Genomic DNA, 13,677 nt, shown 5'->3' with positions numbered 1-13,677 from the left:
GACACGGCACCCTCGCACGGGGGAGGAACAGGGGCTCGTCCGACGGCGAATCTTGAGCCATGAACCGCATCGAGATCCGCGAACTGACCAAGGACCACGGCACCCACAGGGTCGTGGACCACCTCACCTTCGACGTCCTGCCCGGAAGGGTCACCGGGTTCCTCGGGCCCAACGGGGCCGGCAAGTCCACGACCCTGCGCCTGCTGTTGGGCCTGGACCGGCCGACCTCCGGCACCGCCACCATCGGGGGGAGCCGGTTCACCGACCTCCGCAACCCCCTGCGCCAGGTGGGAGTCCTCCTGGACCCGCAGGCGGCCCACGCGGGCCGCCGGGCCCGGGACCACCTCCGTGTCCTCGCCGTCAGCAACGGGATCCCGCCCGCCCGGGTCGACGCGGTCCTGGAACAGGCCGGCATCGCCGCCGTCGCCCACCGTCGCGTCGGGACCTACTCGCTCGGAATGCGTCAGCGCCTGGGCATGGCAGCCGCCCTGCTCGGCGACCCGGCAGTGCTGCTGCTGGACGAGCCGACCAACGGCCTCGACCCCGAGGGCATCATCTGGATCCGCGAGCTGATGCGCGGACTCGCCGCCGAGGGGCGCACGGTGTTCGTCTCCAGCCACCTGATGGCGGAGTCCGCCGCCTTCGTCGACCACCTCGTCGTGCTGGGTCAGGGCAAGCTGCTCGCCGACACCCCGCTGGAGGAGTTCATCGATGCCCGCAGCACCCCCGGCGTGAGGCTGCGGACCTCGGAGCCGGAGCGGATGGGAGCCGCCCTGGCCCGGGAGGGCTTCGAGTTGGTCGCCGCCGATGACGGGCGCTGGACCGTCGAGGGCATACGGGCCGAGCGGATCGGCGACCTCGCCGTCCGAGAGGGCATCCCCGTCCTGGAACTGGCCGACGAGCGGGCCTCGCTGGAGCAGGCCTACCTCGATCTCACCGCCGGCCGCGCCCCGTTCTCCGCCACCGCCGCCTGAATCCGATGGGAGCCACAGCCGTGACCACCGCCCTGCCCACCGTCTCCGTCCTTCACTCGGAGTGGATCAAGATACGGTCCACCCGCTCGGTCCTCGCATCGCTGATAGCCGTCTTCGTCGCCACCGCGGGCCTCACCGTCCTCACCGCCGCCGCGATCGGCACGTCGCAACCGGGAGCCCTGGGGGAGGACCGCCTGCTCGGCGCCTTCTTCGGCATCAACTTCGGGCAGATAGCGGCCGTCGCCTTCGGCGCCACCGCCTTCGCCGGAGAGTTCCGCAACGGAGCCCTGCGGGTCTCCCTCACCGCCGTGCCCAACCGGACCCGGCTGTACCTGTCCAAGGTCGCCGCGGTGGCCGGACCGGCCTTCGTGGTCGGTCAGATCACCGGCCTGGTCACCTTCACCGCGGGGCAGGCCTTCATGGGGGAGTACGCCCTCGCGCTGGGCGACCCGGGAACGCTGCGGGCCGTGTTCGGCAGCGGGGTGTACCTCACGCTGATCGCCCTGCTGTCGGCCGGCCTGACCGCGCTGGTGCGCAGCGGCACACTGGTCATGAGCCTGCTCATACCCTTCCTGCTCATCGTCCCCTTCGTGGTCGGTCAGGTGGCGGAGGGTGCGGGGCAGTTCATGCCCGACCGGGCCGGACAGGCCGTGATGCGGATGGAGGCCGAGGGGGCCCTCGGCCCCTGGACCGGGCTCGGAGTGACGGCGCTGTGGGCCATCGCGGCCTTGACGGCGGGATGGCTGGCCCTGCGGCGGCGGGACGCGTGACACCGGGCCAGTTGTCAGTGGCCCCCGGGATACTGACGGCATGACCACGGCACAGCATCTCGACCTGATCGACCGGCTGCGGGCCCAGAGTTTCGTGGACACACCGGTACGCCTCGGCCGGCACAGCAGCGGCCCGGGCCACCACCTGCTGCGGCTGGAGGAGACCGGGGACTTCTGGGAGGACGACGGTTCGGGCCGCGCGGAGGCCGCCGAGCAGATCAGCGCCGAGTACGCGGCCCTCACCCAGGCCCTGACCGAGCTCTGGGGAGTACCGCTGGTCTTCACGCTCCGGTCGCCGGCCGTCGGGGACGCCGGGGAGGAAGGGATGCCGGAGCCCTGGGAGGAGCTCGGGAACAGCACCGACCACGTGCACGTGTGGCGCGCCGGGGACCGATGGCTGGTGGCCTGCGTGACGCAATGGGGGGAGCAGGACTCGTACGCGCTGATGGCAGGGGTTACCGTCACCGACCCGCCCTAGCGCTCCGACCAGGGCGGATGGGCGGGCCCTGAAACCGGTTTCGCCGACGATGGGCGTGACCCTACTGTGGCGCGATGACGACTCAGGTGATCGTTCTCAACGGTGGTTCCAGCTCGGGGAAGTCGGGGATCGCCCGGTGTCTGCAGGCGGTCTTGCCGGATCCATGGCTCGCCTTCGGGATCGACGGTCTGATCGAGGCGATGCCGGCGTCGATGCAGACCTCGGACGGGGGCATCGAGTTCGCTCCGGACGGCGAAGTGGTCGTCGGGGGTGCGTTCCGGGAACTGGAAGCGGCGTGGATCGAGGGGATCGCCGCGATGGCGCGGGCGGGAGCCCGGGTCGTGATCGACGAGGTCTTCCTCGGTGGGGCGGCGTCCCAGCAACGGTGGCGGCAGGCCCTGCGCGGGCTGAGTGTGCTGTGGGTCGGCGTCAGATGCGAGAGCGCGGTCGCCGCGGGCCGCGAAGTCGCCAGGGGCGACCGGGTGGCCGGGATGGCGGAGGCACAGGCGGAGGTGGTCCACCGGGGAGTGCTCTACGACCTGGAGGTGGACACGACCCACACCGAGTCGATGGACTGCGCCCGGGCCATCGCGGCCCATGTCCGGTCAGGGGCGGTGGGGAGCGCGGCCCGCTGAGGGGTGGGCCGAGCCGATCCCGCCCCCGCGCCGCCGGGTGAGGCGAGGACGGCCGGGAGGGGATGTGGTCAGGCGCTGGGTGGGGGTGCTGCGGCTTCGCGGAGGCGGGCGTATTCCTGGGCCATGGACTCCGCAGTCCAGTGGGCGTTGAGGCCGCTGGGGTTGGGCAGGGCCCAGATGCGGGTGGCGCCCATGGTGCGGTCCTGGGGGCCGATCGCCGCCCGGCGGTCGCCGAAGGCGGTGCGGTAGGCGGTGACTCCGACGACGGCGAGCCAGTCGGGGCGCAGTCGTTCGACCTTCGCCGTCAGGATCCGGCCGCCCTCACGGAACTCCTCCGCGCTCAGCTCGTCGGCGCGGGCGGTGGCCCGGGCGACGACGTTGGTGATGCCGAGGCGGTAGGTGAGCAGTTCCTCCTGCTCCTCCGGGGCGAGCCTGCGGGGCGTGAAGCCGGAAAGGTGCAGCACCGGCCAGAAGCGGTTGCCGGGGCGGGCGAAATGGTGGCCCGTCGCGGCGGAGAGGAGTCCCGGATTGATCCCGCAGAAGAGCACGCGCAGACCGCCCGCGACCACGTCCGGGAGGACGCGGTCGCGGGCGGCTTCGAGCTCGTCGGGGGTCAGAGGATCGACCCCGGCGCGTACCCGGCGGCCTCCGGGTGCTCCTTCGCGATGGCCTCGATGCGGGAGACCACCGTCGCGACCTGGTCACCGGCCGCGCCCGTGAACGACAGCTTGTCGGCCATCAAGGCGTCCAGCTGCGCGCGGTCCAGCGGCATCCGCTCGTCGGCGGCCAGCTTGTCCAGCAGCTCGTTGCGCTCGGCGCCCTGCTCGCGCATCGCGAGCGCGGAGGCCACCGCGTGCTCCTTGATGACCTCGTGTGCGGCCTCGCGGCCCACCCCGGCCCGGACCGCGCCCATCAGCACCTTGGTGGTGGCGAGGAAGGGCAGGTAGCGGTCCAGCTCGCGGGCCACGACGGCCGGGAAGGCGCCGAACTCGTCGAGGACGGTCAGGAAGGTCTCCAGCAGACCGTCGAACGCGAAGAACGCGTCGGGCAGGGCCACGCGGCGGACGACGGAGCAGGAGACGTCGCCCTCGTTCCACTGGTCGCCGGCCAGCTCGCCGGTCATCGAGGCGTAGCCGCGCAGGATGACCATCAGGCCGTTCACGCGCTCGCAGGAGCGGGTGTTCATCTTGTGAGGCATCGCCGAGGAGCCGACCTGGCCGGGCTTGAAGCCCTCGGTGACCAGCTCGTGGCCGGCCATCAGGCGGATGGTCTTCGCGATCGAGGACGGCGCGGCGGCCAGCTGCACGAGGGCGGTGACCACGTCGTAGTCGAGCGAGCGAGGGTAGACCTGGCCGACCGAGGTGAAGGCATGGGAGAAGCCGAGGTGGGCGGCGATGCGCTGCTCCAGGTCGGCCAGCTTGGCGGTGTCGCCGCCCAGCAGGTCGAGCATGTCCTGGGCGGTGCCGACCGGGCCCTTGATCCCGCGCAGCGGGTAGCGGGCGAGGAGGTTCTCCAGGCGGTCGTAGGCGACGAGCAGCTCGTCGGCGGCCGTCGCGAAGCGCTTGCCCAGGGTCGTCGCCTGCGCGGCGACGTTGTGGGAGCGGCCGGCCATGACCAGCTCGGCGTGCTCGCCGGCCAGCTTGCCGAGGCGGGCCAGGACGGCGACCGTACGGTCCCGCGCCAGCTCCAGCGACAGCCGGATCTGCAGCTGCTCGACGTTCTCGGTCAGGTCGCGGGAGGTCATGCCCTTGTGGACGTGCTCATGGCCGGCGAGGGCGTTGAACTCCTCGATCCGGGCCTTCACGTCGTGCCGGGTGACCTTCTCGCGCTCGGCGATGGAGGCGAGGTCGACCGTCTCCAGGACGCGCTCGTAGTCGGCGAGGGCGGCGTCCGGGACCTCGATGCCGAGGTCCTTCTGGGCGCGCAGTACGGCGAGCCACAGCCGCCGCTCCAGCGTCACCTTGTACTCGGGGGACCACAGGACGGCGAGCTCCGCGGAGGCGTAGCGGCCGGCCAGGACATTGGGGATGCGGGGCTTGGCTGTCACGTGTAGGGATTCTACTTGGGCCGCGGCTGTGTGTTTACGCAGGTAGGGGCCCCGCCCCGGATTGTGGCTTGCTACGAGAGCGGCGGGGTTCCGTACGGCAGCAGCTCCGGCCGCTTGGCGGGGCGGCCGTCGCCCGAGGAGCGGCCCGTCAGCCGGCGGCCTATCCAGGGGAGCAGGTGCCGGCGGGCGAAGCGCAGGTCCTCGGTCCGGCGCACCTGCCAGCCCGGGGGCACGGCGGTCGGCAGACCGGCCCGCCAGTCCTCCTCGGCGGGCAGGCCCAGGCTCTGCCACACGGCCTCGGCCACCCGGCGGTGCCCCGCGGCGGTCAGGTGCAGCCGGTCGACGTCCCACATCCGCTGGTCGCCGAGCACCGGGGCCCCGTACAGGTCCACCAGCAGTGCCCCGTGCCGTGCGGCGAGCTCTTCGAGGATGCCGAAGAGCTCCTCCATGCGCGGCCGGAAGCGTTCCATGACCGGGCCGTCGCGGCCCGGCGAGCGCATCAGCACCAGGTGCTTGCAGGAGGGCGCCAGCAGGGCCACGGCCTCCTCCAGGTGGCCGCGTACCCGGCCCATGTCGACCTTGGGGCGCAGGGCGTCGTTGAGCCCGCCCACCAGCGTCACCACGTCGGCGCCCATCGCGGCGGCGGCCGGGGCCTGCTCCTCGGCGATCTGCCCGATCAGCTTCCCGCGCACCGCGAGGTTCGCGTAGCGGAAGCCCGGCTCGCGAGCGGCGAGCCGGGCGGCCAGCAGATCGGCCCAGCCCCGGTAGGAGCCGTCCGGGAGCAGGTCGGACATGCCCTCGGTGAAGGAGTCGCCGACCGCGACGAAACTGGTGTATGAGGCATTCATCTCCATGGCGGAGCGATGCTACCGCGCGGGCCTGCCGAACAGCTCACGCAGGACGTCCTCCATGGTCACCAGGCCCGTCATGGCCCCGTCCGTCCCGAGGACGGCCGCCAGGTGCGTGCGGTTGTGCCGCATCGCGGTCAGTACGTCGTCCAGCGGGGTCTCCGCCCGGACCTGCGCGATGGCGCGCAGCTCGGACACCGGGAACGGCTCGTCCCGTTCCATCGCGTCCAGGGCGTCCTTGACGTGCAGGTATCCGAGGATCCCGCGCTGTGCGTCCACGACCGGGAAGCGGGAGTAACCCGACTCGGCCGACAATCGCTCCAGCCCGGCCGGAGTGATGCCCTCCCGGGCCGTCACGACCCCTGCCACCGGCAGCACCACGTCGTTGACCGGCCGCCGGCCCAGCTCCAGGGCGTCGTGCAGCCGCTCGCTGGCCCGGTCGTCGATCAGGCCCGCGTCGCTGGAGTCCTTGACCATGCGGGCCAGCTCGTCGTCCGAGAACGTCGCCGCGACCTCGTCCTTCACCTCCACCCGCAGCAGCCGCAGCAGCGCGTTGGCGAAGGCGTTGATCGCGAAGATCGCCGGCTTCAGCGCATGCGTGAGGGCCACCAGCGGCGGTCCGAGCAGCAGCGCGGTGCGCACGGGTTCGGAGAGCGCCACGTTCTTCGGGAGCATCTCGCCGAAGAGCATGTGCAGGTACGTGGCCAGGGTCAGCGCGATGACGAAGGAGATCGCGTGCGTCACGCCGGAGGGCACCCCGGCGAGGTCGAAGAGCGGGGTCAGCAGGTGCGCGATGGCCGGCTCGGCCACCGCACCCAGCACCAGGGTGCACAGGGTGATGCCGAGCTGGGCCGCCGCCATCAGCGCCGACAGGTGCTCCAGGCCCCACAGGACCGCGCGGGCCCGCCGGTCGCCCGCCTCGGCGTACGGTTCGATCTGGCTGCGCCGGACCGAGATCAGCGCGAACTCCGCGCCGACGAAGAAGGCGTTGACGACCAGGGTCGCCAGGCCGATCAGCAGCTGGACGGCGGTCATCGGGCCTCCTCCGTACGCTCGTCGCCGACGGGTCCGGCCGGTGCGCGCAGCAGCACGCGCGCGGCCCGGCGGCCGCTCGCGTCCACCACGTCCAGCTGCCAGCCGTCCATCTCCAGGCGGTCGCCGACGGCCGGGATCCGGCCCAGTTCGGTCGCTATCAGCCCGGCCAGGGTCTCGTACGGGCCCTCGGGCACGCGCAGTCCGATCTGCCGGAGCTGATCGGTGCGGGCGGCGCCGTCGGCGGAGTACAGGGCCCGCCCGGACTCGTCCGTTCCGGCGGGGGCCAGGTCGGAGGTCTCGTGCGGGTCGTGCTCGTCGCGGACCTCGCCGACGACCTCCTCGACGATGTCCTCGAGCGTGGCCACGCCGGCCGTGCCGCCGTACTCGTCGATCACGACGGCCATCGTCTGCTTGCCGGAGAGCCGGTCCAGCAGCCGGTCCACCGTCAGGGACTCCGGTACGAGGAGGGGCTCGCGCAGCAGCTGCGAGACCGGATGGCGGTGCCGCTCCTCGGCGGGCAGCGCCAGCACGTCCTTGATGTGGACGGTGCCGACGACGGTGTCGAGGCTGCCCCGGTAGACGGGGAAGCGCGACAGGCCGGTCGCCATGGTCGCGTTCGCCACGTCTTCGGCGGTGGTCTGCACGTCGAGGGCGGTCACCTGCACGCGCGGGGTCATCACGTTCTCCGCGGTGAGGTCGGCCAGGTTCAGGGTCCGCACGAACAGTTCGGCGGTGTCCTTCTCCAGCGAGCCCGCCTTCGCGGAGTGCCGCGCCAGGGCCACCAGCTCCTGCGGGGTGCGCGCGGAGGCCAGCTCCTCGGCGGGCTCCATGCCGAACCGCCGCACCATGTGGTTCGCGGTGGTGTTCAGATGGCTGATCAGCGGCTTGAAGGACCGGCTGAAGAGGCGCTGGGGGGTGGCGACGCGCTTGGCGACGGCCAGTGGCGAGGAGATCGCCCAGTTCTTGGGCACCAGCTCGCCGACGACCATCAGGACGACGGTCGACACGGCGGTGCCGAGGATCAGGGCGGCGGAGGAGGCGGTCGAGGCCGACAGGCCCATGGCCTCGAAGGGGCCCTGCAGCAGGGCGGAGATCGAGGGCTTGGAGATCATGCCGATGACCAGGCCGGTCACGGTGATGCCGAGCTGGGCGCCGGAGAGCTGGAACGTCAGGCTGCGGACGGCCGCCAGGGCGCTGTCGGCGCCCCGCTCGCCGCGCTCGACGGCGCGTTCGAGCTCGCTGCGCTCGACCGTGGTCAGGGAGAACTCGGCCGCGACGAAGACTCCACAGGCAAGGCAGAGCAGCAGCGCCACGACGAGCAGGAGCACTTCGGTCATCGGTCGTTCACCTCCGTCCCATGATCAGCCAGGAGGGGGTGGGCCGCGCGATGTCGCATGCGAGGAGGTCGGGGACTGGGAGGCTCGCCCATGGGCGGACGCTCACACCTTTCGTCGAAGAGGAACCGTTGCCCTCCATGGTAAAGGAAAGGCAAAGGTGGCGGATCATCCTTTTGGCCGACCGCGCACGAGTGGTGGGATCCCGCCATGAGCGATCTTCACATCGGCCCCGCGTCGGTGACGGACCTGCCCGCGGTGCTGGAGTTCTGGAAGGGTGCCGCCAAGGGCACGAGTATCAGCGACGACCTGGCCGGCGTCGAGCGTCTGCACGCCAGAGATCCCCGGGCCCTGCTGCTCGCCCGGCGCGACGGCGAGCTCGTCGGCACGGTCATCGCCGGGTTCGACGGATGGCGCTGCCACCTGTACCGGCTCGCGGTCCACCCCGGGCGCCGCAGGCAGGGCATCGGCTCGGCCCTGCTGGCGGCGGCCGAGGAGCGGTTCGCCGAGCTGGGCGGGCGCCGGTCGGACGCCATGGTGCTCGACGGGAACGCGCAGGCCCACGGGGCGTGGGAGGCCGGCGGGTACCACCCCCAGGACGCCTGGACCCGCTGGGTCAAACCGCTGACCGGCTGAGCCCGCCTCCGCCGGACGGGTGACCCGTCCCTCTCCCGGGAGGGCGGGCGGCCATCGCCCGCACCGTCCCCCCGGTCATCCCGAAGCCGGTCAGGCGGGGCGCGGGACGTACGCGAGACCGTGGGCGCCGGGCTCGCCGAGCTTGGCGATGTCCAGCCGGGCCAGGGGGCGCAGCGTCTCCAGGTCGATGACGTCGACCGTGGAGGACACGACGTTGGCCACGTACGCGAGCCGGCCGTCGGGCGAGGAGGTGATGGTCAGGGGGAAGAGCCCGACCTCCACCTCGCCCAGCCGTTCGCGGGTGCCGGCGCAGAACACCGTGAGGCGGCCCGGTGCCTGGCGGCCGAGCCGGGACCCCGGGTCGGGGGTCGTGCACACCTCGCCGGCGAGCAGCAGTCCCGTCGACGTCAGGTGCACGGGCAGGACGACGCCCCGCGTGGGCAGGGTGTCGACGACGCGCGCCGTCGCGGCGTCCACCACCCGGATGCCCGTGACCGGATGCTCCTCGTAGACCGAGAAGTAGGGCGCGGCGACGAAGGCGTGCGTGCCGTCGGCGGACACGGCCAGGCCCTCGCTGCCCGGCACTTCGGCCTTGCCGGTGAGGACGCCGCGTTCGAGGTCGACGATCGAGACGAACGGCGCCTCCTTGTTGGTGGCGTAACCCGTCTTGCCCGCCGGGTCGATGGCGAACCAGTGCGGGCCGGGCGCGTCGGTGTCGATCCGGCCGAGCGGCTTGCGGGTCCGCGTGTCGACCACGACGACACCGCCGGGCCGGTCCGCGGAGCCCTCCACGCTGACGTAGAGGAGACCGCGTGCGGCGTCCAGCGCCAGCCCGTGCGGGCCGTGTTCGGGGGCGAGGTCGACGACCTCGACGATGCGGCGCGTGTCGGGGTCGATGACGGTCACCTCGGTGCGGCGGCCGCCGTTCGCGTGGTAGTAGCCCGAGTGGTAGGCCGAGGTGCACCACAGCAGCCGCTGCGTGGGGTCGAAGCACAACTCGTGCGGCTCGGCGAGGACTTCCAGCGTGCCGAGGAGCCGGTCGGAGGCGGCGTCGAAGAACGAGACCGTCGGGCCGCTCTGACTGACCACGGCCAGGACGTCGCCTTCTCGGCCGGCGCGGGGGGACTGCTGCATGAGGGATTCCCTAAACGAGACGGAGGGGGTGTCACGCGTCCTCGCGGACGTTTCCACTCTCGGCACCAGCGGGCTCCGCAACAATGCAAAGATCAGCACCCAATAGTTGACCCAGACGTAAAAATGCAGCTCAGGAGCGCTTCCGTTGATGGATCTCAACCTGCTGCGAGCCTTGGACGCCCTGCTCCAGGAGAACAGCGTCACGCGCGCCGCGGAACGGCTCGGCACCTCACCCGCGGCGGTCAGCCGGACCCTGGCCCGGCTCCGCCGCGCCGTCGGCGACCCCTTGCTGGTCCGGGCGGGCCAGGGCATGGTCCCGACCCCGCGCGCCCTGGAACTCCGGGAGGAGGTCGCCGCGTTGCTGCGCGGCTGCGACAACGTCCTGCGGCCCGGCGCCGGTTTCGACGCGGCGCACCTCCAGCGCACCTTCACCGTGCAGGCCACCGAACTGCTCCTGGTGGGGCTGGCCGGGAGCCTGACCGAACGGATCCACGCGGAGGCCCCGAACGTGGACGTGGTCTTCCTGCCGGAGGCGGTGGAGGGCGGCCCCGCCCTGCGCCAGGGCCTGGTGGACGTCGAACTCGGCGTCCTCGGGCACCTCGACCCGGAGATCCGGACCCGGCACCTGACGCGGATGCGCCTGGTCGGCGTCGCCCGCGGCGGTCACCCGCTCTTCGCCCGGCGGATCGACGCCCGCCGGTTCGCCGCGGCCGACCACATCGGCATCTCCCGGCTCGGCAAGCGCCTCGGCCCCATCGACGGCGCGCTCGCGGACCTCGGGCTGCGCCGCCGGATCGCCGTCGTCGTACCGAGCCACACGAGCGCGATGCTGCTCGCCCGGGACACCGACCTCGTCGCGCTCACCCTGGCCGACTGGCTGCCGGACACCATCTCCGCGCTGGGCCTGCGGACCTTCCCCATCCCGCTTGACCTGGCACCCCTGGAGCTCGGGATGGCCTGGCACCCCCGCCACTCGGCCGACCCGGGGCACCGCTGGCTCCGCGACCTGCTGGCGGCCGTGCTCCTGGCTCCGCCGGGGAGCGCGGCGCCGTAGCGGTGCGCGGCGGGCCCGGGTGGGATCTAGTCGCGGGAGCGGCGGGCCGAGCCGATGACGCAGTACGAGGTGGGCAGCGACGGGCCGCGTTCCGGGAGGCGGAAGGAGCGGTGCGAGACGATCCGGAAGCCGGCCGCCTCGATCGCGGCGAGCGGGTCACGGGCGGTGTGGCAGCCGCCGAAGAGGCGGGGCCACACGGTCCGGTCGAGCGTGCGCTGGACGGCGGCCATACCGGGACCGGGGGCCAGCCCGTGCTCGAGGAACCGCAGCTCGGCCTCGGGCCGCAGGACCCGGTGGAGTTCGGCGAGGGCGCGCGGGAGGTTGCGTACGGTGCACAGCACCAGGGAGGCCACGGCGCCGTCGAAGGCCTCGCTCTTCACCGGGAGGGCCTCCGCGACCCCCGGTACGAGGTCCACCGGTACCTCGGCGCGCAGCGCGGCGGCGGCCGCGTGCCGGCGCAGGGTGCGCTCGGGTTCGACGGCGACGACCTCGGAGACGGCGCGGGGGTAGTGCGCGAAGTTCAGGCCGTTGCCCGCGCCGATCTCGATGACGCGGCCGGACAGGCCGTGGAGGAGTTCCCGGCGCAGGGTGCCCATCCCGGCCCGGGTCTCGGCGGCGGTGCTGGCGCGGGCGTAGAAGCGGGCGAAGTACGGGTGGTGGACCGGATCGGAGGGAGGTGCGGGCGGCATGGCGGACCTCCGGGCGCGGATCGGGGGCTGACGGGGGGCGGGTGCGCGCGCCCTTCGGGTGCTGTTCCCCGCGCCGGCGTGCCACGAAACCGGAACGCCGCCAACCGCCGCCCCGGAGGTGCCCGGCGGTCCCGGCCGCCGGGCAGTGGTGACAATCGGCGGTCCGGGCTCCGCACTTGGGGCGGTCAGGCGGGCCAGGCCGCCAGGAAGGACTCCGCCGACCAGGTGCCGTGCAGGCGGGGCGCCAGCCAGGCCGGGGCGGCCGTGCGGAAGGCGCCGGGGGACAGGGTGCCGGAGCCCTCGGGGACGGCGCCCAGCAGCGGTATCCCGGACACCTCGGGGAGGTCGGCGAGGTTGCAGCGCGACGCCAGGTCGGGGGCCGCGGGCCAGCTGCCGACGACCACCCCGAACGGGCTCACGCCCCGGGCGCGCAGGGCCTCCGCCGTCAGCGCGGTGGAGTTCAGCGTGCCGAGCCCCGCCGGGGCGACGACCAGCACCGGGGCCGCCAGCAGCCGCGCCGCGTCGGCCAGGGTGTGGCCGTCCTCGTCGAAGCGCACCAGCAGCCCGCCCGCGCCCTCCACGAGGACGAGGTCGTGGTCGGCGGCGAGCCGCGCGGCGGCCTCCGCGATGGCGGAGGGCGCGACGGTGGCCAGTCCGGAGCGCCGCGCGGCGGTGTCGGGCGCCAGCGGCTCGGGGTAGCGGGCCAGTTCCACCGCGGTCACGGCCGGGCCGGCGAGGCGCACGGCCTCGGCGGCGTCCCCGGGCTCCTCGGGGCCGACCCCGGTCTGCGCGGGCTTGAGGACCGCGACCGAGCGTCCGGCGGCCACGGCGGCCGCCGCGATCGCCGAGGTGACCACGGTCTTGCCGATTTCCGTGCCGGTACCGGACACGACGAGTACGGGCATGTCAGCCTTCCTGGGCGGCCGCGACGACGGCCCGGCAGATCCGTGCGACATCGGCGTCGCCGGTGACGAACGGGGGCATCACGTAGATCAGGTCCCGGAACGGGCGCACCCAGACGCCCTCCCGGACCGCCGCCCGGGTGGCCGCCCACACGTCGACCGGGTGGTCGAGCTGGACCACGCCGATCGCGCCCAGCACCCGTACGTCCCGGACCCCGGGAAGCGCGCGGGCGCCTTCGAGCCCCTCGCGCAGGCCCGCTTCGATCCGCTTGACCTCCCCCGCCCAGTCCTGTCCGAGCAGCAGGTCGATCGAGGCGAGCGCCACGGCCGTGGCGAGGGGGTTGCCCATGAAGGTGGGCCCGTGCGCGAGCACCGGCACCTCCCCCTGGGAGATCCCGTCGGCGACCCGCTCGGTGCACAGGGTGGCCGCGAGGGTGAGGTAGCCGCCGGTCAGCGACTTGCCGAGGCACATCACGTCGGGGGTGATCCCCGCGTGATCGGCCGCGAAGAGCGCGCCGGTCCGCCCGAACCCGGTGGCGATCTCGTCCAGGATCAGCAGGACCCCGTACTCGTCGCACAGCTCGCGCAGCACCCGCAGGTAGCCCGGGTTGTGGAAGCGCATTCCGCCCGCGCCCTGCGCCACCGGCTCCACGATGACCGCCGCCAGCTCGTCGGCGTGCGCGGCGATCAGGGTGCGCAGGTGGTCGGTGTACGCGGGGTCCACGGGGGCGTCGAAGCCACCGGGCGGCGCGTCCGCGAAGACCTGCCGGGGCAGGTGGCCCTGCCACAGTTCGTGCATGCCGCCGTCGGGGTCGCAGACGGCCATCGGCTGCCAGGTGTCGCCGTGGTAGCCGCCGCGCCAGGTCAGCAGCCGGGTCTTGCCGGTGCGGCCGAGCGAACGCCAGTACTGCAGGCACATCTTGACGGCGACCTCGACCGCCACGGAGCCCGAGTCGGCGAGGAAGACGTGCTCCAGCCCTGGCGGGGTGATCTCGACCAGCCGCGCGGCCAGCCCGACGGCGGGCTCGTGGGTGAGCCCGCCGAACATCACGTGGGACATCCGGCCCAGCTGCGCGGTCGCGGCCTCGTTCAGCACCGGGTGGTTGTAGCCGTGGATCGCCGACCACCAGGAGGACATGCC

15 protein-coding genes are annotated in these 13,677 nt (G+C 73.2%); 6 read left to right on the top strand and 9 right to left on the bottom strand.

From position 1 onward, the window contains the following. Positions 1–59: 59 nt before the first annotated feature. The 4 genes from ACFV0Q_RS27255 (at position 60) to cpt (ending at position 2,857) form a co-directional block, all read left to right on the top strand. Positions 60–974, top strand: coding sequence for an ATP-binding cassette domain-containing protein (locus tag ACFV0Q_RS27255; RefSeq protein WP_385009002.1), 915 nt, complete (start codon positions 60–62; stop codon positions 972–974). A 20-nt stretch (positions 975–994) separates the two neighbouring features. After that, positions 995–1,744: an ABC transporter permease gene (locus tag ACFV0Q_RS27250; protein WP_385009001.1), complete on the top strand. Its 750-nt coding sequence runs from the start codon at positions 995–997 to the stop codon at positions 1,742–1,744. 40 nt (positions 1,745–1,784) lie between these two features. Then, the gene (locus ACFV0Q_RS27245; protein WP_385009000.1) at positions 1,785–2,222 is read left to right on the top strand and encodes a hypothetical protein; all 438 of its coding nucleotides are present in this window, start codon (positions 1,785–1,787) and stop codon (positions 2,220–2,222) included. A gap of 74 nt (positions 2,223–2,296) precedes the next feature. Further along, a complete protein-coding gene (gene cpt / locus ACFV0Q_RS27240) occupies positions 2,297–2,857 on the top strand; it encodes a chloramphenicol phosphotransferase CPT (RefSeq protein ID WP_385008999.1) in 561 nt (186 codons plus the stop codon). Positions 2,858–2,925: 68 nt separating this feature from the next. Here cpt and mug read toward each other — a convergent pair whose 3' ends face one another. From mug to ACFV0Q_RS27215, 5 genes are all read right to left on the bottom strand, one after another. After that, entirely contained in the window at positions 2,926–3,474 is a 549-nt protein-coding gene (gene mug, locus ACFV0Q_RS27235) for a G/U mismatch-specific DNA glycosylase (protein WP_385009003.1), read from the bottom strand. Then, on the bottom strand, positions 3,471–4,904 hold the full coding sequence (purB, locus tag ACFV0Q_RS27230; RefSeq protein WP_385008998.1) for an adenylosuccinate lyase: 1,434 nt from the start codon (positions 4,902–4,904) through the stop codon (positions 3,471–3,473). Before purB ends, mug begins: the two co-directional genes overlap by 4 nt. Before the next feature lie 71 nt (positions 4,905–4,975). Further along, positions 4,976–5,758, bottom strand: coding sequence for an SGNH/GDSL hydrolase family protein (locus tag ACFV0Q_RS27225; protein WP_385008997.1), 783 nt, complete (start codon positions 5,756–5,758; stop codon positions 4,976–4,978). A gap of 12 nt (positions 5,759–5,770) precedes the next feature. Next, a complete protein-coding gene (locus tag ACFV0Q_RS27220) occupies positions 5,771–6,787 on the bottom strand; it encodes a hemolysin family protein (protein WP_385008996.1) in 1,017 nt (338 codons plus the stop codon). After that, positions 6,784–8,124, bottom strand: a complete 1,341-nt coding sequence (locus ACFV0Q_RS27215; RefSeq protein ID WP_385008995.1) for a hemolysin family protein — start codon at positions 8,122–8,124, stop codon at positions 6,784–6,786. Before ACFV0Q_RS27215 ends, ACFV0Q_RS27220 begins: the two co-directional genes overlap by 4 nt. Before the next feature lie 207 nt (positions 8,125–8,331). On the opposite strand from ACFV0Q_RS27215, the gene ACFV0Q_RS27210 reads away from it, so the two are divergent. Further along, on the top strand, positions 8,332–8,757 hold the full coding sequence (locus ACFV0Q_RS27210) for a GNAT family N-acetyltransferase (protein WP_385008994.1): 426 nt from the start codon (positions 8,332–8,334) through the stop codon (positions 8,755–8,757). A 90-nt stretch (positions 8,758–8,847) separates the two neighbouring features. Here the strand turns inward: ACFV0Q_RS27210 and ACFV0Q_RS27205 are convergent, their stop codons facing one another. Continuing rightward, entirely contained in the window at positions 8,848–9,891 is a 1,044-nt protein-coding gene (locus ACFV0Q_RS27205; protein WP_385008993.1) for a YncE family protein, read from the bottom strand. A 148-nt stretch (positions 9,892–10,039) separates the two neighbouring features. Here ACFV0Q_RS27205 and ACFV0Q_RS27200 point away from each other — a divergent pair, with 148 nt between their 5' ends. Further along, positions 10,040–10,945, top strand: a complete 906-nt coding sequence (locus tag ACFV0Q_RS27200; RefSeq protein ID WP_385008992.1) for a LysR family transcriptional regulator — start codon at positions 10,040–10,042, stop codon at positions 10,943–10,945. 26 nt (positions 10,946–10,971) lie between these two features. On the opposite strand, the gene ACFV0Q_RS27195 is transcribed toward ACFV0Q_RS27200, so the two are convergent. The 3 genes from ACFV0Q_RS27195 to ACFV0Q_RS27185 all read right to left on the bottom strand — a co-directional run. Continuing rightward, positions 10,972–11,634, bottom strand: coding sequence for a class I SAM-dependent methyltransferase (locus tag ACFV0Q_RS27195; protein WP_385008991.1), 663 nt, complete (start codon positions 11,632–11,634; stop codon positions 10,972–10,974). Between the two features lie 185 nt (positions 11,635–11,819). Continuing rightward, positions 11,820–12,539, bottom strand: coding sequence for a dethiobiotin synthase (gene bioD / locus ACFV0Q_RS27190; protein WP_385008990.1), 720 nt, complete (start codon positions 12,537–12,539; stop codon positions 11,820–11,822). A 1-nt stretch (position 12,540) separates the two neighbouring features. Next, a partial coding sequence (locus ACFV0Q_RS27185; RefSeq protein ID WP_385008989.1) for an adenosylmethionine--8-amino-7-oxononanoate transaminase occupies positions 12,541–13,677 on the bottom strand: 1,137 nt, incomplete at its 5' end.

The sequence above is a fragment of the Streptomyces sp. NPDC059564 genome (assembly GCF_042735575.1).
GTDB lineage: Bacteria > Actinomycetota > Actinomycetes > Streptomycetales > Streptomycetaceae > Streptomyces.
Note: the sequence above shows the minus strand (reverse complement) of the source record. Positions and strands in the feature narration are given on the sequence as shown.

Coding starts and splice junctions, on each gene's coding strand:
- ACFV0Q_RS27255 (WP_385009002.1), top strand. CDS start 60: ATGAACCGCATCGAGATCCGCGAACTGACCAAGGACCACGGCACCCAC.
- ACFV0Q_RS27245 (WP_385009000.1), top strand. CDS start 1,785: ATGACCACGGCACAGCATCTCGACCTGATCGACCGGCTGCGGGCCCAG.
- cpt (WP_385008999.1), top strand. CDS start 2,297: ATGACGACTCAGGTGATCGTTCTCAACGGTGGTTCCAGCTCGGGGAAG.
- ACFV0Q_RS27225 (WP_385008997.1), bottom strand. CDS start 5,758: ATGGAGATGAATGCCTCATACACCAGTTTCGTCGCGGTCGGCGACTCC.
- ACFV0Q_RS27220 (WP_385008996.1), bottom strand. CDS start 6,787: ATGACCGCCGTCCAGCTGCTGATCGGCCTGGCGACCCTGGTCGTCAAC.
- ACFV0Q_RS27215 (WP_385008995.1), bottom strand. CDS start 8,124: ATGACCGAAGTGCTCCTGCTCGTCGTGGCGCTGCTGCTCTGCCTTGCC.
- ACFV0Q_RS27210 (WP_385008994.1), top strand. CDS start 8,332: ATGAGCGATCTTCACATCGGCCCCGCGTCGGTGACGGACCTGCCCGCG.
- ACFV0Q_RS27205 (WP_385008993.1), bottom strand. CDS start 9,891: ATGCAGCAGTCCCCCCGCGCCGGCCGAGAAGGCGACGTCCTGGCCGTG.
- ACFV0Q_RS27200 (WP_385008992.1), top strand. CDS start 10,040: ATGGATCTCAACCTGCTGCGAGCCTTGGACGCCCTGCTCCAGGAGAAC.
- ACFV0Q_RS27195 (WP_385008991.1), bottom strand. CDS start 11,634: ATGCCGCCCGCACCTCCCTCCGATCCGGTCCACCACCCGTACTTCGCC.
- bioD (WP_385008990.1), bottom strand. CDS start 12,539: ATGCCCGTACTCGTCGTGTCCGGTACCGGCACGGAAATCGGCAAGACC.